Annotated in this window: 22 protein-coding genes and 2 tRNA genes; 12 read left to right on the top strand and 12 right to left on the bottom strand. The window is 54.2% G+C overall.

Going from position 1 to position 24,504, the window contains the following annotated elements; genetic code table 11:
* Window positions 1-26: 26 nt before the first annotated feature.
* The 3 genes from OGV69_RS00200 to ascF form a co-directional block, all read right to left on the bottom strand.
* Window positions 27-278 carry a SymE family type I addiction module toxin gene (locus OGV69_RS00200; RefSeq protein WP_069324566.1) on the bottom strand — a complete coding sequence of 84 codons (252 nt, stop codon included), beginning with the start codon at window positions 276-278 and terminating at the stop codon, window positions 27-29.
* A 171-nt stretch (window positions 279-449) separates the two neighbouring features.
* Entirely contained in the window at window positions 450-1,874 is a 1,425-nt protein-coding gene (locus OGV69_RS00195) for a 6-phospho-beta-glucosidase (protein ID WP_069324567.1), read from the bottom strand.
* 22 nt (window positions 1,875-1,896) lie between these two features.
* Window positions 1,897-3,351: a PTS cellobiose/arbutin/salicin transporter subunit IIBC gene (gene ascF / locus OGV69_RS00190; RefSeq protein WP_069324568.1), complete on the bottom strand. Its 1,455-nt coding sequence runs from the start codon at window positions 3,349-3,351 to the stop codon at window positions 1,897-1,899.
* Window positions 3,352-3,614: 263 nt separating this feature from the next.
* On the opposite strand from ascF, the gene OGV69_RS00185 reads away from it, so the two are divergent.
* From OGV69_RS00185 to hypF, 3 genes are all read left to right on the top strand, one after another.
* Window positions 3,615-4,628 (top strand): LacI family DNA-binding transcriptional regulator, encoded by a 1,014-nt coding sequence (locus tag OGV69_RS00185; protein WP_069324569.1) that lies wholly within the window; start codon window positions 3,615-3,617, stop codon window positions 4,626-4,628.
* Window positions 4,629-4,773: 145 nt separating this feature from the next.
* A complete protein-coding gene (gene hydN / locus OGV69_RS00180; protein WP_003037366.1) occupies window positions 4,774-5,319 on the top strand; it encodes an electron transport protein HydN in 546 nt (181 codons plus the stop codon).
* A 143-nt stretch (window positions 5,320-5,462) separates the two neighbouring features.
* Complete coding sequence (hypF, locus tag OGV69_RS00175; RefSeq protein ID WP_227409002.1) at window positions 5,463-7,697, top strand: carbamoyltransferase HypF; 2,235 nt, start codon at window positions 5,463-5,465, stop codon at window positions 7,695-7,697.
* Between the two features lie 102 nt (window positions 7,698-7,799).
* On the opposite strand, the gene norW is transcribed toward hypF, so the two are convergent.
* A complete protein-coding gene (gene norW, locus OGV69_RS00170) occupies window positions 7,800-8,933 on the bottom strand; it encodes an NADH:flavorubredoxin reductase NorW (RefSeq protein WP_069324571.1) in 1,134 nt (377 codons plus the stop codon).
* Window positions 8,930-10,378, bottom strand: a complete 1,449-nt coding sequence (gene norV / locus OGV69_RS00165) for an anaerobic nitric oxide reductase flavorubredoxin (RefSeq protein ID WP_069324572.1) — start codon at window positions 10,376-10,378, stop codon at window positions 8,930-8,932. Before norV ends, norW begins: the two co-directional genes overlap by 4 nt.
* Before the next feature lie 187 nt (window positions 10,379-10,565).
* Between norV and norR the strand changes: the two genes are divergently transcribed.
* Complete coding sequence (gene norR / locus OGV69_RS00160) at window positions 10,566-12,083, top strand: nitric oxide reductase transcriptional regulator NorR (protein ID WP_069324573.1); 1,518 nt, start codon at window positions 10,566-10,568, stop codon at window positions 12,081-12,083.
* Here the strand turns inward: norR and gutQ are convergent.
* The 7 genes from gutQ to srlA all read right to left on the bottom strand — a co-directional run bounded on the left by gutQ (window position 12,080) and on the right by srlA (window position 17,048).
* On the bottom strand, window positions 12,080-13,045 hold the full coding sequence (gene gutQ, locus OGV69_RS00155) for an arabinose-5-phosphate isomerase GutQ (protein WP_038633059.1): 966 nt from the start codon (window positions 13,043-13,045) through the stop codon (window positions 12,080-12,082). The genes norR and gutQ overlap by 4 nt on opposite strands.
* A complete protein-coding gene (srlR, locus tag OGV69_RS00150; RefSeq protein WP_006687181.1) occupies window positions 13,038-13,811 on the bottom strand; it encodes a glucitol operon DNA-binding transcriptional repressor SrlR in 774 nt (257 codons plus the stop codon). The genes gutQ and srlR overlap by 8 nt, the downstream gene beginning before the upstream one ends.
* 71 nt (window positions 13,812-13,882) lie before the next feature.
* Window positions 13,883-14,242: a transcriptional regulator GutM gene (gutM, locus tag OGV69_RS00145; protein ID WP_069324574.1), complete on the bottom strand. Its 360-nt coding sequence runs from the start codon at window positions 14,240-14,242 to the stop codon at window positions 13,883-13,885.
* Between the two features lie 101 nt (window positions 14,243-14,343).
* On the bottom strand, window positions 14,344-15,123 hold the full coding sequence (gene srlD, locus OGV69_RS00140) for a sorbitol-6-phosphate dehydrogenase (protein ID WP_006687183.1): 780 nt from the start codon (window positions 15,121-15,123) through the stop codon (window positions 14,344-14,346).
* Between the two features lie 17 nt (window positions 15,124-15,140).
* Window positions 15,141-15,503, bottom strand: coding sequence for a PTS glucitol/sorbitol transporter subunit IIA (srlB, locus tag OGV69_RS00135; RefSeq protein WP_038633050.1), 363 nt, complete (start codon window positions 15,501-15,503; stop codon window positions 15,141-15,143).
* Between the two features lie 13 nt (window positions 15,504-15,516).
* Window positions 15,517-16,488: a PTS glucitol/sorbitol transporter subunit IIB gene (gene srlE, locus OGV69_RS00130; RefSeq protein WP_069324575.1), complete on the bottom strand. Its 972-nt coding sequence runs from the start codon at window positions 16,486-16,488 to the stop codon at window positions 15,517-15,519.
* A complete protein-coding gene (srlA, locus tag OGV69_RS00125; RefSeq protein ID WP_003825953.1) occupies window positions 16,485-17,048 on the bottom strand; it encodes a PTS glucitol/sorbitol transporter subunit IIC in 564 nt (187 codons plus the stop codon). The genes srlE and srlA overlap by 4 nt, the downstream gene beginning before the upstream one ends.
* A gap of 265 nt (window positions 17,049-17,313) precedes the next feature.
* On the opposite strand from srlA, the gene mltB reads away from it, so the two are divergent.
* The 8 genes from mltB to OGV69_RS00085 all read left to right on the top strand — a co-directional run bounded on the left by mltB (window position 17,314) and on the right by OGV69_RS00085 (window position 24,502).
* Entirely contained in the window at window positions 17,314-18,393 is a 1,080-nt protein-coding gene (gene mltB / locus OGV69_RS00120) for a lytic murein transglycosylase B (protein ID WP_069324576.1), read from the top strand.
* 193 nt (window positions 18,394-18,586) lie between these two features.
* Window positions 18,587-19,084, top strand: coding sequence for a nicotinamide-nucleotide amidase (gene pncC, locus OGV69_RS00115; RefSeq protein WP_069324577.1), 498 nt, complete (start codon window positions 18,587-18,589; stop codon window positions 19,082-19,084).
* 92 nt (window positions 19,085-19,176) lie between these two features.
* Window positions 19,177-20,241 carry a recombinase RecA gene (gene recA, locus OGV69_RS00110; protein ID WP_038633038.1) on the top strand — a complete coding sequence of 355 codons (1,065 nt, stop codon included), beginning with the start codon at window positions 19,177-19,179 and terminating at the stop codon, window positions 20,239-20,241.
* 72 nt (window positions 20,242-20,313) lie between these two features.
* Entirely contained in the window at window positions 20,314-20,814 is a 501-nt protein-coding gene (gene recX, locus OGV69_RS00105) for a recombination regulator RecX (RefSeq protein WP_061382321.1), read from the top strand.
* Window positions 20,815-20,941: 127 nt separating this feature from the next.
* Entirely contained in the window at window positions 20,942-23,569 is a 2,628-nt protein-coding gene (alaS, locus tag OGV69_RS00100; RefSeq protein WP_069324578.1) for an alanine--tRNA ligase, read from the top strand.
* 238 nt (window positions 23,570-23,807) lie between these two features.
* Window positions 23,808-23,993, top strand: a complete 186-nt coding sequence (csrA, locus tag OGV69_RS00095; protein WP_000906486.1) for a carbon storage regulator CsrA — start codon at window positions 23,808-23,810, stop codon at window positions 23,991-23,993.
* 336 nt (window positions 23,994-24,329) lie between these two features.
* A tRNA-Ser gene (locus OGV69_RS00090) sits at window positions 24,330-24,422 on the top strand.
* A gap of 3 nt (window positions 24,423-24,425) precedes the next feature.
* Window positions 24,426-24,502 (top strand) — tRNA-Arg (locus OGV69_RS00085).
* Window positions 24,503-24,504 lie beyond the last annotated feature (2 nt).

The raw sequence follows: 24,504 nt of genomic DNA, 5'->3' as shown, positions 1-24,504 counted from the left end.
CAGTGGCATCCGGCCTGTTTTGAGCCTCACACACTCTGTTCTTCACTTGCCTGCTCGATAATTAATTTCCCCTGCATCACCGAAACATTCACTGCCGTCCCGGTAGGGAATCCCGCTTGTTCCAGCCAGTCGCCGTTCAGCGTTAGCGAGGCATGCCGACTGATACGGAGCGTGAAACCCGTTTTACGATCTTCATGGCGTTTTCTGACATAGCCCACTTTCAAACGACGTACGGGTTTGGTGATAACCACTGCTGTTGTGCCATTTTCATCAGACATGAACGCTTCCTTGTGGTGAACGGATAAGAGAAAAACTACTGAATAAAATGCCAGTAAAAATGCGCAAGGGCAAACCGGAAACTGGAAGGAAGATTCCACATTTGGAATGCAATTCATGAAATGAAAATAGGTGATTCTGCCGGAGGATTACAAAACCCTCCGGCTGCGGAATTACGCCAGATCGGCCCCGTTACTGGCGATCACTTTTTTGTACCACCAGAATGATTTTTTGCGGGTACGCGCCAGCGTGCCTTGGCCCGCATCGTCCCGGTCTACATACACAAAACCGTAACGCTTGCTCATCTCGCCGGTTGAGGCGGAAACCAGATCGATGCAGCCCCAGGTGGTGTAACCCATTAGCGGCACACCATCTTCAATGGCGTCAGCCATGGCGCGGATGTGTTCGCGTAAATAGCAAATGCGATAGTCGTCATTGATCTCGCCGTTGGCATCCATTTCATCTTTCGCCCCCAGCCCGTTTTCCACCAGAAACAGCGGCTTCTGATAACGGTCATACATCATATTCATCGTGATGCGCAGGCCAAGCGGATCGATACCCCAGCCCCATTCGCTGGCGGCAATGTACGGATTACGCAGTGATTTCACTACGTTGGCAGCGCTGGTGTTGCCCGTGTTCATGTCAGCGGAGGCGCAGCGTGATGCGTAATAGCTAAACGAGACGAAATCGACGGTGTTCTTCAGGATGTCGTCATCTTCTGCGGCTTTTTCTATCGTCACGCCCTTTTCGCGAAACACCCGGGCGGAGTAGGCGGGATAAGCCCCGCGCGCCTGCACATCAATAAAGAACAGGTTTTCGCGGTCTTTTTCCAGCGCGGTCCACACATCTTCTGGTTTACAGGAATAAGGATAAAAATTACCGCCCGCCAGCATGCAACCGACCCGGTTTTGCGGATTCACTTCATGGGCGATTTTCGTCGCCAGGGCACTGGCAACCAGTTCGTGGTGGGCGGACTGATATTTCACCTGATCCTGATTTTCACCCTCTTCAAATACCAGCCCGGCCCCTGAAAAAGGGCTGTGCAGCATGATGTTGATTTCGTTGAACGTCAGCCAGTATTTCACCAGACCGTCAAAGGCTTCGAAGCAGGTGCGGGCGTAACGGGTAAAGAACTCCACCATTTTGCGGTTCCGCCAGGAGCCGTACTCGGTAACCAGATGCATGGGCACATCGAAGTGACATAGCGTGACTAACGGTTCAATGCCGTATTTTTTACACTCGGCAAACACGGCCCGGTAAAACGCGATACCTTCTTCATTAGGCGCCAGTTCGTCGCCGTTAGGGTAGAGACGACTCCAGGCTATTGAGGTGCGAAAAACCGTAAACCCCATTTCCGCCATCAGCGCAATATCTTCCTTGTAGCGATGATAAAAGTCGATCGCCTGATGGCTGGGATAAAATTCGTCGTCCTGAAGCGTAAAGCGTTTCTCCTGACCCAGTTTAACCGGCATCCGGTGTTCGCCATGGGGGATCATATCGACGGTGGTTAGCCCTTTGCCGCCTTCCCGGTATGCCCCTTCAGACTGGTTGGCGGCCAGCGCGCCGCCCCATAAAAATCCTTGCGGAAAAACAGACATAGTTTACCTCAGTTCATGCCAGTCAAATGCTGGCTCCATTGATATTGCCCGCTTGTGCGGCCTGATTTTTTCTGGCCTGCGCGGCAGTATCTTCGACAGGAATATCTTCAAAGCCGAGAATCAGTGTTAATACAAAGGAAAGCACGACCGCCAGCGCCATCACGCCAAACACCCAGACAATGGTCATCGGATTAGCCGGATCGAAAAACTGGACGCTGGTGAACAGGCCAGGGGCCGCCATGGAATGACTCGCCAGTCCAGCCATACCGGCAACGGCACCGCAGATAAAACCGCTGATTAGGCTCGCAATCAGTGGGCGTTTCAGACGGATCGCCACGCCGTACAGCGCGGGTTCGGAAATGCCTGCCATGATGGCTGAAGCGGCGGCCGCTAACGCTGTCTGACGCAGTTCCGGGTTTTTGGTTTTCCATGCCACCGCCAGCGATGAACCGCCCAGCGACAGATTGGCGCCGATTTCAGACGGCATCACCATGCCTTCTTTACCGGTTTCGGCAATGGTCTGGATAATGGTGGGCGTAAACACGCGGTGCATACCCGTCATCACCAACAGCGGCCACAGTGCGCCCATAATGGCGACCGACAGCCAGCCGAGATAGCCGTGAATGGTATAGACCAGCGCTGAAATTGCGCTACCGATCCAGATACCAATCGGGCCGATTAAAACGATCGCGAGCGGGGCGGCGATCAGCACGATCAGCATCGGTTTGAGGAAGTTTTTGGTCACTGCCGGCGTGATACGATCCACCCAACGTTCGATATATGACAGACACCAGGTCATGACCAGTGCCGGGATCACGGTGTAGGTGTATTTGACCGCCGTCACCGGGATCAGGGCGAACTCAACGTGCTCACCCTGCGCGGCTTTTGCCATCAGATCGATAAAGCTGGGATGGACCAGCACACCCGCAATAGCAATTGCCAGCGACATGTTGGTTTTGAATTTGATGGCTGCCGAAGCGGCGACCATCAGCGGCAGGAAGAAAAATGCGCCGTCGCCGATAACGGTCAGAATGGTGAGGGTGGACGATCCTTTTACCAGCACGCCGGTCATTTCCAGAACCATTGCCAGCAGTTTGAGCATTGATCCACCGATAATTGCCGGGATCAGCGGTGACATCGTGCCGATCAGCGCATCGAGGATCCCCGCGCCAATCCGTTTCAGCGTCAGCCGGGGTTTGGTTTGCGGCTCAGCAGGCTGCATGTTGGCAGGTAGCAGGCTAACCACTTCGCGATACGCCTGCGAAACGGTGTTGCCGATGATCACCTGACACTGATTATCGTTACGTACTACGCCCAGCACGCCAGGAAGCGTTTTCAGCGTCGCGCTATCGACCTGCGCATCATCTTTGATAACGAAACGCAAACGGGTCATACAGTGGGTCACTGCTGTGATGTTGTCGACGCCTCCCAGAGCCGTCACAACGGAGCGCGCCAGCGCTGCATAATTCTTGGGCATCGGATTTAATCCTGTTTTATCAGTAGGGTACGTTATGTTTTATCCGTTTGCGCAGGTCACGTTTCTGAGTTGATGAAACTCAAATAGGAAACCGGTTCCACAAAAGAATGTTTAATTTATAATTTTTAAACAAGAATTAATTTTTATTGTTTTTATAATTGTGATGATGATCACCAGATGCCAGGCGCCGCGTTTTAGCAGCGAGGACAGCGGCGAAACGGTGCAGTACACTTCGTCACATTAAGAGAAAAGGGATGAGTACTATGACCACGATGCTGGAGGTGGCGAAGCGGGCCGGGGTGTCGAAAGCGACGGTTTCCCGGGTGCTTTCCGGGAACGGTTACGTCAGCCAGGAAACCAAAGACCGCGTGTTTCAGGCCATTGAAGAGAGTGGTTACCGCCCTAATTTACTGGCGCGCAGCCTGGCGGCGAAGACCACGCAGACGCTGGGTCTGGTGGTGACCAATACTCTTTATCATGGCGTCTATTTCAGCGAGCTGCTGTTTCACACCGCGCGGATGGCGGAGGATAAGGGGCGCCAGTTGTTGCTGGCTGATGGTAAACATAGCGCAGAGGAAGAGCGTCAGGCGATCCAGTACTTACTCGACCTGCGCTGTGACGCGATTATGATCTATCCGCGTTTTCTCAGCGTGGATGAAATAGACGAGATCATTGACGCGCACGCCCAGCCGATCATGGTGCTTAATCGACGGCTGCGTAAAAACAGTAGCCACAGCGTCTGGTGCGATCAAAAACAAACCAGCTTTAACGCCGTTGCGCAGTTGATTGCCGCCGGGCACCAGGAGATTGGTTTTATTACCGGCTCGATGGATTCGCCTACCGGCGTGGAACGACTCTCAGGCTATAAAGACGCGCTGGTTGCGCATGGCATTTCGCTAAATAATGATTTGATTGTCAAAGGAAAGTGGACGCCAGCCTGCGGTGCCGCGGGCGTTGATACGCTGCTTTCACGCAAGGTCAATTTTACCGCGCTGGTGGCCAGCAATGATGATATGGCGATAGGCGCGATGAAGCAGTTGCATGATCAGGGTATCCGTGTGCCTGCCCAGGTGTCGGTGATTGGTTTCGATGATATCGCCATCGCGCCATACACTATTCCGGCGCTTTCCAGCGTCAAAATTCCAGTGACGGAAATGATCCAGGAAACGATTGGTCGCCTGATATTTATGCTGGGTGACGGGGCATTTACGCCGCCAAAAATCTTCACCGGGGAACTCATTCAGCGCGATTCTGTTGCGCCATACGTTTCGCGCTGACGGCTGTCATTTGTCATCGTCACTAGTGACGATGACACACCATTCTTACATCCATCAAAATAAAAACCCTTTAATAACAGTGCATTAAAATTTGGCACGATTCGTGAATGCTTCGGCAGATAATCTGTCATTGCTGGAGAAATTGATGAACCGTTTCATCATTGCAGACGCCAATAAATGCATTGGTTGCCGTACCTGTGAAGTGGCCTGCGTAGTATCCCATCAGGATAACCAGGACTGCGCATCGCTGACCCCTGAAACCTTTTTACCCCGCATTCACGTCATCAAAGGCGTTAACGTCTCCACGGCGACGCTGTGCCGCCAGTGTGAAGACGCGCCGTGCGCTAACGTCTGTCCAAACGGTGCAATCAGCCGTGATAAAGGCTTTGTCCATGTGATGCAGGAACGCTGCATTGGCTGTAAAACCTGCGTGGTGGCGTGTCCTTATGGGGCAATGGAAGTTGTCGTGCGTCCGGTTGTGCGTAACAGCGGCGCGGGCCTGAACGTTCGTGCAGAAAAAGCCGAAGCCAACAAGTGCGACCTGTGCCACCACCGCGAAGCGGGTCCTGCCTGTATGGAAGTCTGCCCGACTCACGCGCTGATTTATGTGGATCGCAATAAGCTTGAGCAACTGAGCGCTGAAAAACGCCGCCGCGCGGCGCTGGACTCCACCGCATCTTTGCTGTTCTGATCGCTAAAAATCCGCGTAAAATACGGTAGTACTTATGCCGGATGGCGGCTTCGCCTTATCCGGCCTACTTTTCGCATTCACGTAGGCCTGATAAGCGTAGCGCCATCCGGCAAACCGGGATAGATGACTGCGGGAAGGACATAATGACAATCAACAACCACTCCGGCGTACAACTGCGTATTCGCGGCAAGGTACAGGGCGTCGGGTTTCGCCCCTTCGTCTGGCAACTGGCGCAGCGCCTGCAACTGCATGGCGACGTGTGCAACGACGGTGACGGTGTGGTGGTGCGCTTACAGGAAGATCCGGCGGAGTTTATTGCGCAATTACATCAACATTGTCCGCCGCTGGCGCGCATTGATAGCATTGAGAGCGAACCATTCGCCTGGACGCAGCAGCCTGCCGATTTCTCGATTCGCCAAAGTGCAGGCGGTACGATGAATACGCAAATTGTCCCGGACGCCGCGACTTGTCCCGAATGCCTTGTTGAAATGAACACCCCCGGCGAACGTCGCTATCGCTACCCCTTCATCAACTGTACCCATTGTGGTCCGCGTTTTACGATTATCCGTGCCATGCCGTACGACCGTCCGTTTACCGTGATGGCGTCCTTCCCTCTCTGTGCGCAATGCGATACAGAGTATCGCGATCCCTATGACCGTCGCTTTCACGCCCAACCCGTTGCCTGCCCGCAATGCGGTCCACATCTTGAGTGGCTAAGCGCGGGTGAGCGAGCGGAAAAAGAAGAGGCGCTGCAGGCGGCGGTAGCGTTGCTAAAAGCGGGCGGCATTGTCGCTGTGAAAGGCATTGGCGGTTTTCATCTGGTCTGCGATGCGCGAAATGATAATGCTGTGGCGCTGCTCCGGTTGCGTAAACATCGCCCGGCTAAACCGTTGGCGGTGATGTTGCCTGCTGACGACGGACTGCCTGAAGCTGCGCGTCGTCTGTTAACCACCCCTGCCGCGCCGATCGTGTTGGTGCAAAAACGCTATGTAGCGGCATTGAGCGAGGGAATAGCGCCAGGGTTAACGGAAGTTGGCGTTATGCTGCCAGCGAATCCGTTGCAGCATCTCCTGTTACAAGAGATGCAGTGCCCGCTGGTAATGACCTCCGGCAACCTCAGCGGCAGGCCGCCAGCCATTACCAACGCGCAGGCGCTGGAAGATTTACGCGAGATTGCCGACGGTTTCCTGCTGCATAACCGCGAAATTGTGCAGCGTATGGATGACTCCGTGGTGCGTGAAAGTGGGGAAATGCTGCGCCGCTCGCGGGGTTACGTGCCGGATGCGGTCGCGTTGCCGCCGGGTTTTCGTGACGTGCCGCCGATGCTGTGTTTAGGCGCGGATCTAAAAAATACTTTCTGTCTGGTGCGTGGCGAACAGGCGGTTATTAGTCAGCATTTGGGCGATCTCAGCGATGACGGCATCCAGCAGCAGTGGCGTGATGCGCTGCGCCTGATCCAGAATATTTATGACTTTACGCCACAGCGTATCGTGCATGATGCTCACCCCGGCTATGTTTCCAGCCAGTGGGCCAGTGAGATGAATCTGCCGAGCGAAACGGTGCTGCATCACCATGCGCATGCTGCTGCGTGTATGGCTGAGCACGGTTGGCCGCTGGACGGTGGCGACGTTATCGCTCTGACGGTAGACGGTATCGGCATGGGAGCAAACGGCGCACTGTGGGGCGGAGAGTGTTTGCGGGTCAACTATCGTGAATGCGAACACCTGGGCGGCTTACCCGCGGTCGCGCTGGCGGGCGGCGATCTGGCGGCAAAGCAGCCGTGGCGTAACCTGCTCGCGCAGTGTCTGCGTTTTGTCCCTGACTGGCAGCAATTCCCGGAAACATCGGCGCTGCAACAGCAAAACTGGAACGTGCTGGCACGCGCCATTGAGCGGGGGATCAATGCGCCGCTGGCGTCATCGTGCGGACGGCTGTTTGATGCCGTTGCCGCCGCGCTCCAGTGCGCACCGACTTCGCTGAGCTATGAAGGCGAGGCTGCCTGCGCGCTGGAGGCACTGGCATCGCAATGTGCAGGCGTTGAGCATCCGGTAACAATCCCCTTGCAAGGTAATGAGCTTGACCTGGCTGTTTTTTGGCAGCAATGGCTGAACTGGCAGGGGGCGCCTGCAGCAAGAGCGTGGGCGTTTCATGATGCGCTGGCGTGTGGGTTTGCCACGCTGATGCATGAGCAGGCTGAAGCGCGTGGCGTTAAGACGTTAGTATTCAGCGGTGGCGTGATGCATAACCGTTTGTTGTCATCGCGGCTGGCATTTTATCTGGCTGATTTCACCTTACTGTTCCCGCAGCGTTTACCGGCGGGTGATGGGGGATTATCGCTGGGGCAGGGCGTGATTGCCGCGGCGCGAGCGTTAGCTTAAGGGTAAGGTGCCGGATGGCGGCTGCGCCTTATCCGGCCTACAAGTGAGCATCTATTTGTAGGCCGGATAAGGCGCGAAGCGGCGCCATCCGGCACCACAGACTTACAAGGGCAACGTTTTCAGCAGCGCAAAGGCCTCTTTCATCCGGTCTTCACTGACCACAAACGCACATAGCTGGCCTTCGTCGTTCATTCCTCTGGCCACCATACCTTGCGCTTCCGCGGCAATATGCCAGTTCAGATCGCGCCGCTGGGTTTCCCCCGCCAGATGCAATGGCAGTTCCGGCGTTTTAACTTTTACCAGCATGGCAGGTAGCTTCAGCGGAGCATTGCCGCCGAGCAGGTTTTTCGCCAGATACATGGCGCTCAGTTGAATCGGCTGCAGGAACGGCAGCACCTGACCGTTAATTTCCGCGCAGTCGCCGAGGGCATAAATGTCCGGGTGGCTGGTTTGCAGATAGCTGTCGACGCAGACGCCACGATTAATGCTCAATCCGGCACGACGCGCCAGCGCCGTTTCCGGGCGCAGACCGGTGGCGGCGATCACCGCATCGACTTCTACGCGGCGACTACGATCAAGCGTGGCGCGAATACCCGATTCAGTTTTTTCCAGACCCTGAAGCTGTGATTTCAGCAGCAGATGCACACCCATATCGGTCAGACGATGCTGTAAGCGACTGCTGACTTCCGGTGGCATCAGCGAGGCCAGAATGCTGGCGGCGTTGTCGATAAGCGTTACCGCTTTACCGGCACGACAAAAATCCATCGCCAGCTCACTGCCAATCAGACCGCCGCCGACAATGAGTACCCGCTGGGCATCACGCAGTTGCGTTTCACAGGCGCGGTATTCTTGCTGGCTGTTCAATGTGAGCATTAACTCACGTCCGGTAACTGGAGGCACAAAGGCTGAAGCCCCCGTCGCCAGCACCAGCTTGTCGTACTGCCACTGTTGGTCCTGACTTTTCACGATGTGGGCATCGGTGTCGATGTCGGTCACCCAGGTGTAGGGGAACAGGCGCAAATTAAACTGTTCGGCAAACTCCCCCGCCGACTGGCGGGTGAGGTCGTCTGCACGCTGTGCCTGACTGATAACGTGGCTGAGATCGGGCTTGTTGTACTCATCCATGCTGTCAGCGGCAATCAGGGTCAACGGAACAGTTGCATCCTGTTTACGGATATTTTTGACTAACTGGCGGGCGGCGAAGCCCGAACCAATAATGACAATTCCGTGGCTCATTTTGCCTCCGTTGCCAGTACGTCGAAGACGTCTTTACCTAATGAACATTCCGGGCACAGGAAGTTATCCGGCACATCGCTCCATGGGGTACCTGGCGCGACATCCTGCAACGGTTCGCCTTTTGCTGGATCGTAAATCCACTGGCACACGCTGCACTGCATGCTTGGGCCGAGGTCAGCCGCAGCCGCAGCGGCACAAGCGCACTCTTCTTCTTTGGTTGCCGCTTTGACGGTCGTTTCCGGTAGCGGAGCAAGCGCCCACTGACGTGCAATTTCACGACCGTGCTGACGACACAGTTCCAGCGCATCCAGATCCGGACGCCATTTCGCCTTCAGGCTAAGCGACATCTCAAAACCGGCATCTTGTAAACGGGTGGACAGGCGGTCAACTGCGCCGCCGCTCCAGCCGTGAGAACCAAAGGCGCTGGCGCGTTTGTTACGAAAACGCAGGCCGGTCATCTCTTCCACCAGTCCGGCGATTTTCGGCATCATCACGTTGTTCATGGTGGAAGTACCGACCAGTACGCCTTTAGAACGGAAGACGTTGGTCAGGACGTCGTTTTTGTCGCTACGGGCGACGTTAAAGATTTTCACCGCCACGTTCGGGTCAACTTCGTTGATGCCCTGGGCAATGGCGTCCGCCATCATGCGGGTGTTGTTGGACATGGTGTCGTAGAAGATGGTGATGCGGTCTTCCTGATAATCGGCCGCCCATTTCAGGTACAGCTCAACGATCTGCGTTGGGTTGTCGCGCCATACCACACCGTGGGAGGTGGCAATCATATCGACCGGCAGGTTGAAGCCGAGGATTTCAGTGATTTTCGGCGTCACCAGACGGCTGAACGGGGTCAGGATGTTGGCGTAGTAGCGTTGGCATTGTTCGAACAGTTCGGTCTGGTCAACTTCATCATTGAACAGACGTTCGTCGCAGTAATGCTGGCCAAAAGCATCGTTACTGAACAGCACCGCATCGCCGGTCATGTAGGTCATCATGCTGTCAGGCCAGTGCAGCATCGGCGTTTCAATAAAAATCAGTTGTTTGCCGTTGCCGATGTCCAGAGAATCACCGGTTTTCACCACGTTGAAGTTCCACTCCGGATGATGGTGGTGGCCGGTGATGGAATCAATCGCGTTAGCGGTGCAGTAAATTGGCGTGTCCGGGATGCAGGACATCAGTTCGGTCAGCGCACCGGCGTGATCTTCTTCCGCGTGGTTAATGATGATGTAGTCAATATCCGCGAGGTCAATTTCACTGCGCAGGTTCTGTACGAATTCACGGCTAAACTTATGATCTACTGTATCGATCAGCACGTTTTTTTCTTCACGGATGAGATAGCTGTTGTAGCTGCTACCGCGCAGCGTTTTGTATTCAGTCCCGTGGAAATCACGTACTTCCCAGTCACGTTGGCCAACCCAATGAATATTATTTTTAACCAGAATAGACATAGCAACCTCAATTAATTCAGCGTTTTTCTAAAAAGATATTTTGTTAATTGCAGGTTGTGTGCCAACTTTTTAATTGTTTGATTTTTAATGATTTATTATTTATTGCCTATAAAGTGGTAGTCAAAATGACTGTTTATTTTATTGTCAATATGACAATATGAATTGTCAAAATGACAATGAGGTTGCCATGAGCTTTTCAGTAGATGTGCTGGCGGGTATCGCCATTGAATTACAAAGCGGTATCGGTCATCAGGACCGTTTTCAGCGCCTGATCACGACCTTGCGCCAGGTGCTGGAGTGCGACGCATCGGCACTGCTGCGCTACGAGTCGCGACAGTTTATCCCGCTGGCTATCGATGGCCTGGCGCAGGATGTCCTCGGCCGCCGCTTCACGCTGGAGGGACATCCGCGGCTGGAGGCGATTGCCCGCGCCGGGGACGTGGTACGTTTTCCTGCCGACAGCGATCTGCCCGATCCTTATGACGGATTAATCCCGGGTCAGGAGAGCCTGAAAGTGCATGCCTGCATCGGGTTGCCGCTGTTTGCCGGACAAAATCTGATTGGTGCGTTAACGCTGGATGGCATGGAGCCCGATCAGTTCGATGTCTTCAGCGATGAAGAGCTTAGGCTAATTGCCGCTCTGGCTGCGGGGGCGCTGAGTAATGCGTTGCTGATTGAACAACTGGAAAGCCAGAATATGCTGCCGGGTTCGTCGACGGCTTTCGAGCAGCTGACGGAAACCCAGATGATTGGCCTGTCGCCCAATATGATGCAGTTGAAAAAAGAGATTGAGATTGTGGCAGGGTCCGATCTCAACGTACTGATCAGCGGCGAAACCGGGACCGGGAAGGAGCTGGTAGCCAAAGCGATTCATGAAGGTTCGCCGCGTGCGGTGAATCCGCTGGTGTATCTCAACTGCGCGGCGTTGCCCGAAAGCGTGGCGGAAAGTGAACTTTTTGGTCACGTAAAAGGGGCTTTTACCGGGGCTATCAGTAATCGTAGCGGTAAGTTTGAAATGGCGGATAACGGCACGCTGTTTCTCGACGAGATTGGCGAACTCTCGCTGGCGCTGCAGGCCAAGCTGCTGCGCGTATTGCAGTATGGCGATATTCAGCGCGTAGGGGACGATCGCAGCCTGCGCGTTGACGTGCGCGTACTGGCGGCGACCAATCGTGATTTACGAGAAGAGGTGCTGGCGGGGAATTTTCGCGCGGATCTGTTTCATCGCCTGAGCGTTTTTCCCCTTTCCGTGCCGCCACTGCGTGAGCGCGGCGAAGATGTAGTGCTGTTGGCAGGCTATTTTTGCGAGCAATGTCGGCTGCGGCTGGGACTTTCCCGCGTTGTGTTAAGCCCCGGCGCGCGTAATCATCTGCTGAGTTACGGCTGGCCCGGAAACGTGCGCGAGCTGGAACATGCCATTCATCGGGCGGTTGTGCTGGCAAGGGCTACCCGGGCAGGGGATGAGGTGGTGCTGGAGGCACAGCATTTTGCCTTGCAGGATGAAAGCCCTGTACCGCAGCCGGACGTCGTGGCAGAGATCCCGCAGCATCACAATTTGCGTGAGGCAACGGAGTCATTTCAGCGCGAGATGATCCGCCGGGCCTTGGCGCAAAATAATCACAATTGGGCGGCAAGCGCGCGGGCGCTGGAAACAGACGTCGCCAACCTGCACCGGCTGGCGAAACGCCTGGGGCTGAAGGATTAGATAATACCGGCCTGATAGAAATCCTGCAGGTTGATAGCGCCGGTGAGTTTACCGTTTTCATCTACCACCGGTGCAGCAGTGATTTTGCGCTTCATCAGGATCTCTTTGGCGTCAATCGCGCGGCTCTGCGCCTGCAGCGTAATGCCATTATGGGTCATTGCTTCGCTAACCTGCGTGGTGAGCGCGCCGCCGCCAACCAGCCAGCGGCGCAGGTCGCCGTCAGTGAAGACGCCTTTCACCAGTGACGCGTCATCACAGACAGCCACCAGACCAAGACCCGTGCGGCTGAGTTCCAGCATCGCGTCCATGACACTGGTGGTCAGCGTCACCTGCGGAATGGCATCGTCACGGCGCATCAGGTGATGCACTTTATTTAACAGACGAGCGCCCAGCGCGCCGGCCGGATGCGAGCGGGCAAAATCTTCTTCGTTAAAGCCGCGCGCCTGCATCACGGCGATTGCCAGCGCGTCGCCCATCATCAGCGTGTTGACGGTGCTGGAGGTCGGCGCCAGGCGCATCGGGCAGGCTTCACGTTCAACAGAAATATCCAGCACGGCTTTGGCCGCCAGGCCCAGCGGCGAGGTTGGTTTTCCGGTCATGGCCAGCAGGGCGACGGATTTGTCTTCCAGGCGCGGAATGATGAGATCCAGCTCTTTCGCGCCGCCGGAGTAAGAGATAAACAGCATCACGTCGCGGCTTTCAATCATGCCTAAGTCGCCATGCAGCGCTTCCGCCGGATGCACAAAAAAGGCAGGGGTGCCGGTACTGGCGAGGGTCGCAGCAATTTTTTTGCCAATATGGCCTGATTTGCCAATCCCGGAGACAATGACTTTGCCTTCACAGTGGATGATAGTATTGGCGGCGCGGACAAAATCATCGCCCAGTCGCTCCGGCAGTCGACTGGCTTCCTGCAGTTCCAGCATTAACGTCTGACGGCCCGCGTTCAGTAGTGCATCACTCATTGGTTTCTCCGGTTATGATTACTTCAATCCCTTTTGCTTCCAGCGCCTGACGAAATGCAGGGTCAATACCCGCATCGGTAATCAGCTTGTCAACGCTTTCCAGACTGCACACAACATTAGGGCTTTTACGCCCAAATTTTGAGGAGTCAGCCATCAGAATCACTTCGCGAGCGGCATTGCACATCGCTTTACTGACGCTAAAGACCTCATTAAAGGTGGTCACGCCGGCATTGAGGTCAATACCGTCGGTCCCCATGAAGAGTTTATCAAAGCTGAATTGCTCAAAGGCGTTTTCTGCCAGTTGACCGTGAAATGACGCAGATTTTTTGCGAAAGGTCCCGCCAGGCATCAGGATGGTTTGCTCGTTGTCCAGCTCCGAAAGGGCATTAACAATGTGCAGACTGTTGGTCATGACGGTGATGTTGCTAAAGCGGGTAAGCATCGGCACCATCTGCAATACGGTACTGCCCGCATCCAGAATGATGGAGTCGCCATCATGGATATAACGGACGGCGGCTTCAGCGATCTGCTCTTTTTTATGCGTGTTAATTAGGGTTTTGTGATCGATGGGCGGGTCAGATTCATCTTTGTTCAACACTACGCCGCCATAGGTACGAATGACGGTTCCAGCATTTTCCAGAATGACCAGGTCTTTGCGAATGGTTGTGCCGGTCGTGTCAAAGTAGTGGGCCAGTTCTTCAACCGAGCATTTTCCCTGCTTTTGCAGGTGCTCCAGTATGGCAGCCTGACGCTGACGAGGTTTCATAGGCGTGATTACCCTGACTTATTTAGGTTGCAAAATGATAATTTCGCAAGCTATTAGCATTCACAACGAAATTACCCATGTTTCAGTTTAAGCGCCAATGATAGTGCATTCTGCGCTAACGGATCATGGGGAAAGATCACATCAGGCTGTAAATCATCAAGATGTTTGCCCATTATGGTGGCAATTTTGCCGGGTCTGGCGAATACCGTCAGACCTTTCATAAATAACGTATCGGTAACCCGCTGCTGCTCATCAAGCGCAATGGCGACGACCACGCGCGGTTTAAACCGTCCGCCGGAACGACCTACGCCAACCCGGCCCTGCTGGCAGAGTTTGTCAAACGCCTGGTTAAAGCGGGATATTTGCCAGCCGCCGAGCGCCAGTTGCAGGCACCAGGCGATAGCGGCGACGGTGAGCAGTGCGGAAACCATAATGCGCCCCTTTGATTTTGCCGGATGGCGGCTGCGCCTAATCCGGCCTACATAATATTCGTAGGCCCGGTAAGCACAGCGCCACCGGGCAGTCATACCTCTTAGAACATCACCTGACCGCCGGTGACGTTAATCGATTGTCCGGTGCAGTAAGAGGCTTTCGAACTGGCATAAAACAGCAGCATGTTCAGCACATCCTGATAATCGCAGCCGCGTTTGAGCGGAACCTTATCAATGTAATACTGCTCTACTTCATCCGGCTTAAGGCCCAGTTTGGTAGCGTACTGCGGTAATAATGACTGGAACATCGGTGATTTCAACAGGTTGCCGAGCATCAGCGAATGGACAGTAATCCCGTATTCCGCCAGATCCAGCGCCAGCGATTGGGTTAAACCCACGCCGCCAAATTTTGCCGCGCTGTAGCCCGAATTGTGTTTACTGCCTACTTTCCCTGATTTGGAGTTGATCTGGATAATGCGTCCCTGAACGCCATCGCGGATCATCAGGCGCGAGAATTCACGGGCGCAGAGGAAGTAACCGACCAGATTCACCTGCAGCGAGCGGTCGAAATCCCCAAGCTGAAAGTCGCTGATAAACGCGGCTTTAGCGATACCCGCGCTGTAAACCAGCAGGTCGACGCGACCAAATATTTCATCCACTCCGCGTGACAGTGCCAGCACGCTCTGTTCGCTGGTGGCATCAGCGCCAAAACCGTACGCTGTGCCTGCGCCAAACTCGGCGTTAATCTCCTGCGCGACGTTGGCGGCTTTATCGCTTTGAATATCCACCACCGCGACGCGGTATCCTTCTGTCGCAAGCCCACGGCAAAGGAACGCTCCCAGGGTCTGGCCTCCACCAATGACAACGGCAACCTGATTCATCTTTTTCTCCTTCAATCTTAAGCAACAAACTTCAAAATACAGCCCGGCGCGATATCGTCCGGTACAGGGCCCGCCACATGTACGGTGCCAGGGAATTCCGCTTCGCTGAGTCCGTCAAAACGTAGGGTGATATGCCCCAGTTCACGTAAGTTTTGTTCCGCCACGCTGCCAACGGCGGTGACCGGGTAGTGATGCTGGCCCAGTTCAAACTGGATCCCGGCGTGCAAAGAACCGTTCAGATCGCCGTGGCAATGGATGAAGCAAAACTCTTCAATATCCGCTGGCGCGCCTTCACGAAAGGTAATTAACATCTGGTCGCAAAGTGCGTCCGGGGCGCTTTGGCCGATGCGGGTGATGGTGGTTTGATAAATCACGGTCATTTTTGAGTACCTCTTATTGGTAAATAAAGCCGGATACAAACCAGGCGATGAGAACGGTAGGCGCGCCGGTCAGGAAGCGGCTTACCAGGACGGATGGCACGCCGACGCGGACCGTGTCCTGACGCGCTTCGGCCAGCGATAACCCCACGGGAATAAAGTCGCATGCGGCTTGCGCATTAATGGCAAACAAGGCCGGTAGCGCCAGATGGGGAGGGATGTTCCCAAGGCCAATCTGTACGCCGATCAGCACCCCGATAACCTGGGCGATGACCGCACCAGGGCCGAGGAAAGGCGACAGCAGCGGGAAAGAGCAAATCAGCGCCAGCGTCACCAGTCCCAGCGGGTGGCTGGCGAGCGGTGCGAGTCCATGGGCTATCCAGTCTCCCAGACCAGAAGCCATGATGATGCCGATCAGCGCCGAGACGAACGCCATAAATGGCAGAATGGTTTTCAGAACGGTATCAATAGTGTCGCGACCGGCCTGGAACAGGACAGCAACGGCTGACCCCATGCCCATACCGACTTTTGCCAACAGACCATCGCTTTGTTCAGTAATCTTTTTACTGGTGTCGTAATCGCGACCAATCGTGCTGCTTGCAGGTTGCGGCGCAATGGATGCTTCACCGACAACGGTAATGTTTTCTTCTTTCACGCCAGAGACATAGATATCTTCGACAATGTACTGGGCCAGCGGACCGGATTTCCCCGTGGCGTGAATATTTACCGTGGGTATACGACGTTTAGGATAGATCCCACAGCGCAGCGTGCCACCGCAGTCGATGATCGCCACGCCAATTTCACTCTCCGGCGGTTCGCCCTCTTTGAAACCATCAACGGCCTGCCAGCCAGTCAGATTCGCCAGCGTGTCGACAATCGCAGGGCGAGTCCCGGCAGTGATATAGACAATTTTCTTGCCCGGTACGGCATCCAGTTCAAGCGGGCCGCCCCAGCCGCCGGTGCCTTTTTCAATACGAATACGCGTCATGATGTTGCTCCCGCCAGATGAACTTTCTGCTCAAGTTGAATGCCCATTTTTTTCTCGAAAATGGCGGTGGTGAAATCGGTTACCCAGCCGCGGAAGAAGTTGGTGACCAGACCGACCAGCAAATAGCTCACCGCCAGCGGGCCAAGCGGTAGGCCCAGCGTCGTCAGGCCGCTGGCGATACCGAGATAGACAAACAGCTCGCCGGGGTTGATGTGCGGGAATAAGCCATTCATGGAATGGCAGCTATAAGAGGCCGCAGCGTAGTAGCTGGGCTTGTACTTTTCAGGCATAAAGCGGCCCAGGCTTAGCGTCATCGGATTACAAAACACAAATGTGCCGATGCACGGCAGCAGCAGATAGCGGGACAGTGGGTTTCCGGCGCAGCGCTGAGCAAAACGTTCAATACGCTGCTGGCCGATAAAGTTAATCAGCGCATTCATGATGACCAGCAGGCTAATCAGCAGGGGAAGAATACCGGTCACCATGCCGGTAAACACCTCTCCGCCTTTCTGGAACAGCCCGATAAACCACTCAGCACCGAGTGTGATGGTGTCGATCATTATTCTCTCCTGTAGGGTTTTTTAGTTATCTTGCCAAACGGAAACTAATTTTAATCAGATCGAAAGATTTAAAAGTGTTATTTTGATCTCAAAATGAAAGGTAAATATTTTAATTTGAAAGTTATTGCGTAAGCGCTCGCAAATATGACGGTCGGAAGTGCAAGAGGGGGGAAATTCTGTGAAGCAGAGCGACTACTGCTTCCTTGTATGGCTGAGGATGCTTTACCATACTTCTCCCAGGCTGAATTTGTTTAATGGATGTCTCATGTTCAAGCGTCGTTATGTAGCGTTACTTCCCCTTTTCGTATTGCTTGCTGCCTGTAGCAGCAAACCTAAACCTTCAGAGACTCAAACGACTACGGGTACGCCTTCCGGCGGCTTCCTGCTTGAGCCACAGCACAATGTCATGCTAACGGGCGGTGATTTTGCCAATAACCCGAACGCGCAACAGTTCATCGAGAAGATGGTGAACAAGCATGGCTTTGACCGTCAGCAGTTGCAGGAGATCCTGTCTCAGGCCAAGCGGCTGGACTCGGTATTGCGTTTGATGGACCGTCAGGCGCCGACGAGTCAACCTCCAGCCGGACCTAACGGCGCGTGGCTGCGTTATCGCAAGCAGTTCATCACGCCGGACAACGTGCAAAACGGCGTGGCCTTCTGGAATCAATATGAAGATGCCCTGAACCGTGCGTGGCAGGTCTACGGCGTACCACCGGAAATCATCGTCGGTATTATTGGCGTAGAGACGCGCTGGGGCCGCGTGATGGGCAAAACGCGAATTCTGGATGCGCTGGCGACGCTGTCCTTTAATTATCCTCGTCGTGCGGAATACTTCTCTGGAGAACTGGAAACTTTCCTGTTGATGGCGCGAGATGAAAGTGATGATCCGCTCGATTTGAAAGGTTCCTTCGCCGGTGCGATGGGCTACGGCCAGTTTATGCCGTCTTCCTATAAAGAATATGCGGTCGATTTCAATGGCGATGGGCACATTAATCTGTGGGATCCGGTTGACGCCATCGGTAGTGTGGCGAACTACTTCAAAGGCCACGGCTGGGTGAAAGGCGATACGGTCGCGGTGCCGGCGAATGGTCAGGCGCCTGGGCTGGCGAACGGCTTTAAAACCCAGTACAGCATTTCACAGCTTGCCGCCGCGGGTCTGACGCCGCAGCAGTCGTTGGGGAATCATCAGCAGGCCAGCCTGCTGCGCCTGGATATTGGCACCGGTTATCAGTACTGGTACGGGCTGCCAAACTTCTACACCATCACCCGCTACAACCACAGTACCCACTACGCGATGGCGGTGTGGCAATTGGGTCAGGCGGTAGCGCTGGCGCGCGTACAGTAATCGCTCCAACCGGCCTACAGATAAGATATTGCTTGTAGGCCGGATAAGATGCTCTGACATCGCCATCCGGCGGGTCTTATTTTGCAACGGATCAATTTTTGGAATCCCCCTCGTAAAACGATCTCCCCATCCCCACATTGGTTGTGAAAGTGCTATCTTGTGCGGCATATTTTTTTAACTGACAGAGGCTGAAATGACCGACAGTGAACTGATGCAGTTAAGCGAGCAGGTTGGCCTGGCGCTGAAAGCGCGCGGGGCGACCGTTACGACGGCGGAATCCTGCACCGGCGGTTGGGTGGCCAAAGCCATTACGGATATTGCCGGCAGTTCCGCCTGGTTTGAACGCGGGTTCGTGACCTACAGCAACGAAGCAAAAGCGCAGATGATTGGCGTGCGCGAAGAGACGCTGGCCCGGCATGGCGCGGTGAGTGAGCCTGTCGTCGTGGAAATGGCGATTGGCGCGCTAAAAGCGGCCCGCGCGCATTTCGCGGTCTCGATCAGCGGTATTGCGGGGCCGGATGGCGGCAGTGAGGAAAAGCCTGTGGGTACGGTATGGTTTGCCTTTGCCAGCGCAAGCGGCGAGGGGATTACCCGCCGGGAATGTTTCAGCGGTGACCGTGATGCGGTACGTCGGCAGGCGACTGCCTATGCGTTACAAACCCTGTGGCAACAATTTCTACAAAATACTTGATACTGTATGAGCATACAGTATAATTGCCTCAACAGAACATTATCTTTCACGTTTCGCGGTTTACCCCGAAAGCGGCATGACAGGAGTAATTAATGGCTATCGACGAAAACAAACAGAAAGCGTTGGCGGCAGCGCTGGGTCAGATCGAAAAGCAATTCGGTAAAGGCTCCATCATGCGCCTGGGTGAAGACCGTTCCATGGATGTGGAAACCATCTCCACCGGTTCGCTTTCTCTGGACATCGCATTGGGCGCGGGCGGTTTGCCAATGGGCCGTATCGTCGAAATCTACGGGCCTGAATCTTCCGGTAAAACGACGCTGACGCTGCAGGTTATTGCCGCCGCTCAGCGCGAAGGTAAAACCTGTGCGTTTATTGATGCGGAACACGCGCTGGATCCCGTCTATGCCCGTAAGCTTGGCGTTGATATCGACAACCTGCTGTGTTCCCAGCCGGATACCGGCGAACAAGCGCTGGAAATCTGTGATGCGCTGGCGCGTTCCGGTGCGGTTGACGTTATCGTTGTCGACTCCGTGGCGGCGCTGACGCCGAAAGCGGAAATCGAAGGCGAGATTGGCGACTCTCACATGGGTCTTGCGGCGCGTATGATGAGCCAGGCGATGCGTAAGCTGGCCGGTAACCTGAAGCAGTCCAACACGCTGCTGATTTTCATCAACCAGATCCGTATGAAAATTGGCGTTATGTTCGGTAACCCGGAAACCACTACCGGTGGTAACGCGCTGAAATTCTATGCCTCCGTGCGCCTGGACATTCGCCGTATTGGCGCAGTGAAAGAGGGCGACAACGTGGTCGGTAGCGAAACCCGCGTTAAGGTCGTGAAAAACAAAATCGCCGCGCCGTTTAAACAGGCTGAATTCCAGATTCTGTACGGTGAAGGTATCAACTTCTATGGCGAACTGGTTGATCTGGGCGTGAAAGAGAAGCTGATTGAAAAAGCCGGTGCATGGTACAGCTATAACGGTGAGAAAATCGGTCAGGGTAAAGCGAATGCGACCAACTGGCTGAAAGAAAACCCGGCAACCGCAAAAGAAATTGAGAAGAAATTGCGCGAGCTACTGCTCAATAACCAGGATTCAACGCCAGATTTCTCCGTTGATGACGGTGGCGAAGACGTAGCAGAAACGAACGAAGATTTCTGATAATCTGTTTTGCATCGCATACAGTAAAGGGCTGCATATCATGCAGCCCTTTTGCATTTCTGAAGGTTTACTATGACAGATGCAACTTCCCGCCGATCCGCTTATTCCCGACTGCTTGATCGCGCTGTGCGTATTCTGGCAATGCGCGATCACAGCGAACAGGAACTGCGGCGGAAGCTGGCCGCTCCGGTGATGGGTAAACATGGACCGGAAGACATTGATGCTTCTGCGGAAGATTACGACAAGGTCATTGCCTGGTGCATTGAAAGCCGTTATCTGGATGATGACCGCTTCGTACAACAGTTTATTGCCAGCCGTAGCCGCAAAGGTTATGGGCCTGCGCGAGTGCGGCAGGAACTCAGCCAGAAAGGGATCTCGCGTGAGGCTATTGAGCGCGCCATGCGCGAGTGTGAAATTGACTGGGCAGTACTTGCGCGCGAGCAGGCAATCAGGAAATACGGTGAACCTTTACCAGTCGATTTTTCAGATAAGGTAAAGGTCCAGCGTTTTTTGCTCTATCGTGGCTATCTGATGGAAGATATTCAGGCAATATGGCGAAATTTTGACGATTGAGCGCATACGGGATTTTACTTCCCAGTAAAGAAAACTTATCTTATTCCCACTTTTCGATTGCCAGAGGCGCAGTTTGCTGCTGATGCTGGTAATGACATTTCGTTAGCTTGATTTCTTCAGGATAATTATGAGCAAGAGCACCGCTGAGATCCGTCAGGCGTTTCTCGATTTTTTCCATAGTAAAGGACATCAGGTAGTTGCCAGCAGCTCCCTGGTACCAAACAATGACCCTACTTTGTTGTTTACCAACGCCGGGATGAACCAGTTCAAGGATGTTTTCCTTGGCCTCGACAAGCGTAATTATTCCCGCGCAACCACCTCGCAGCGTTGTGTACGTGCGGGCGGTAAGCACAACGACCTGGAAAACGTCGGTTACACTGCACGTCACCATACCTTCTTCGAAATGCTGGGCAACTTCAGCTTCGGCGATTATTTCAAACACGACGCCATTCAATTCGCATGGGAACTGCTGACCGGTGAAAACTGGTTTGCCCTGCCAAAAGAACGTCTGTGGGTCACCGTCTATGAAACTGACGATGAAGCCTATGAAATTTGGGAAAAAGAAGTTGGTATTCCGCGCGAGCGTATCATCCGCATTGGTGATAACAAAGGCGCGGCCTATGCTTCCGACAACTTCTGGCAAATGGGTGATACCGGTCCTTGCGGTCCGTGCACCGAAATTTTCTACGACCACGGCGACCACATTTGGGGCGGCCCTCCGGGAAGCGCAGAAGAAGATGGCGATCGCTACATTGAGATCTGGAACATCGTCTTCATGCAGTTCAACCGTCAGGCTGACGGCACCATGGAACCGCTGCCGAAGCCGTCCGTGGATACCGGTATGGGGCTGGAGCGTATTGCGGCCGTGCTGCAACACGTTAACTCCAACTATGAAATTGACCTGTTCCGCTCACTGATTGAATCCGTCGCGAAAGTTACTGGTGCGACCGATCTGAGCAACAAGTCGCTGCGCGTTATCGCCGACCATATCCGTTCTTGTGCATTCCTGATTGCCGATGGCGTTGTCCCGTCGAATGAAAACCGTGGCTATGTGCTGCGCCGTATCATTCGCCGCGCGGTACGTCATGGCAACATGCTGGGCGCGAAGGATACCTTCTTCTACAAGCTGGTTGGTCCGTTGGTAGAAGTCATGGGGTCTGCAGGTGAAGAGCTGAAGCGTCAACAGGCAATGGTTGAACAGGTTCTGAAAACCGAAGAAGAACAGTTCGCTCGTACGCTGGAACGTGGTCTGGCACTGCTGGACGAAGAGCTGGCAAAACTGACGGGTGATACGCTGGATGGCGAAACCGCCTTCCGTCTGTATGACACATACGGCTTCCCGGTTGACCTGACGGCAGACGTTTGCCGCGAGCGCAACATCAAGGTTGACGAGGCGGGCTTTGAAGCCGCAATGGAAGAACAGCGCCGTCGTGCGCGTGAAGCCAGCGGTTTTGGCGCAGACTACAATGCGATGATTCGCGTTGATGGCGCTTCAGAATTTAAAGGGTATGAGCATCTTGAGCTGAACGGCAAAGTGACTGCGCTGTTTGTCGATGGTAAAGCGGTAGACGCCATTAACGCCGGTCAGGACGCTGTTGTTGTACTGGATCAGACGCCGTTCTATGCGGAATCTGGTGGTCAGGTTGGCGACAAGGGCGAACTGAAAGGTGCGGGCTTTGCGTTTGCCGTGAGCGACACGCAAAAATATGGTCAGGCGATTGGTCATATCGGCAAACTGTCTGCGGGTTCTCTGAAAGTTGGCGATGCAGTACAGGCTGATGTGGATGAAGCTCGTCGTGCGCGTATCCGCTTGAATCACTCCGCAACGCACCTGATGCACGCGGCGCTGCGCCAGGTATTGGGCACGCATGTGGCACAGAAAGGCTCGCTGGTTAACGATAAAGTGCTGCGTTTCGACTTCTCTCATACCGAAGCCATGAAGCCTGCTGAAATCCGTGCCGTTGAAGATCTGGTGAATGCGCAAATTCGTCGCAACCTGCCGATTGAAACGAACATCATGGATCTGGAAGCGGCGAAAGCTAAAGGCGCAATGGCGCTGTTTGGCGAGAAATATGATGACCACGTGCGCGTTCTGAGTATGGGCGATTTCTCCACCGAACTGTGTGGCGGTACTCACGCCAGCCGTACGGGGGATATCGGTCTGTTCCGCATTGTGTCTGAGTCAGGCACGGCGGCGGGCGTTCGTCGTATCGAAGCCGTAACCGGTGAAGGCGCTATCCAAACCGTGCATGCTGAGAGCGACCGCTTAAGCGATATCGCGCAGCTGCTGAAAGGCGATAGCCAGAATATCGGTGATAAAGTGCGTTCTGTACTGGAACGTACGCGTCAACTCGAAAAAGAATTGCAGCAATTGAAGGAACAGGCTGCGGCGCAGGAGAGTGCAAATCTCTCCAGTAAAGCGGTTGATATCAACGGCGTGAAGCTGCTGGTCAGTGAACTTGCGGACGTTGAGCCGAAAATGTTGCGTACCATGGTTGATGATCTGAAAAATCAACTGGGGTCTACTGTTATCGTTCTGGCAACGGTAGTTGAAGGTAAGGTTTCTCTGATTGCTGGTGTGTCTAAGGATGTGACAGACCGAGTGAAAGCAGGGGAACTGGTTGGTATGGTCGCTCAGCAGGTAGGCGGTAAGGGTGGTGGTCGTCCGGACATGGCGCAAGCCGGTGGTACGGATGCAGCGGCTCTGCCTGCAGCGTTAGCCAGTGTGAAAGGCTGGGTCAGCGCAAAACTGTAATAATTATAAGCGTAAGTCGACGCTGCGGGCTTCAATCCGCAGCGTTTGCATCAACGCTATCGACAACGATAAAGTCAGGTTGAAGTTGTGTATATCGGCTAAACTTAGGTTTAACAGAATGTGATGCCGTGACTGCTTACACTTAGGTGTTTGTCATCGCTTACTTTTTGGCGTTATATGATGGATAATGCCGGGATACAGAGAGACCCGACTCTTTTAATCTTTCAAGGAGCAAAGAATGCTGATTCTGACTCGTCGAGTTGGTGAGACCCTCATGATAGGCGATGAGGTCACCGTGACAGTTTTAGGGGTGAAGGGCAACCAGGTACGCATTGGCGTAAACGCCCCGAAAGAAGTTTCTGTCCATCGTGAAGAGATCTACCAGCGTATCCAGGCTGAAAAATCCCAGCAGTCCAGTTATTAAGGTTTTCGCGTCTCACCATTCTGGTGAGGCGCAACCTGATTGAGTTGTCCTCTTTCTTCGCTTTTCTGCTTCACTCCCCCCATTTTCTCTTTTCCCATACGCACATTGTCGTTCCCGGCGAATTTTCTGTTTGTTCATTGTCTGCGGAAACTGCCAATTTATCTGTTGATAAAACACTCTTTTTGCCGTTTTTGCAGACTAATTGCGCGTGAAATGTGCAAACGATAAAAGCTCTGGAAAAATTGTTTGACTTATAAGTCCCAGAAAGTAATATGTGCGCCACGCAGCGACGATGAGCAGAAACAAGTTCTTCGAAGCACTCGTAAGAGGCGTGTTGGTGAGGTGGCCGAGAGGCTGAAGGCGCTCCCCTGCTAAGGGAGTATGCGGTCAAAAGCTGCATCCGGGGTTCGAATCCCCGCCTCACCGCCATTTGCATCCGTAGCTCAGCTGGATAGAGTACTCGGCTACGAACCGAGCGGTCGGAGGTTCGAATCCTCCCGGATGCACCATC

It is taken from the genome of Citrobacter sp. Cc139 (genome assembly GCF_030334645.1).
GTDB lineage: Bacteria > Pseudomonadota > Gammaproteobacteria > Enterobacterales > Enterobacteriaceae > Citrobacter > Citrobacter werkmanii.
This window is presented reverse-complemented; position numbering and strand designations above follow the sequence as displayed.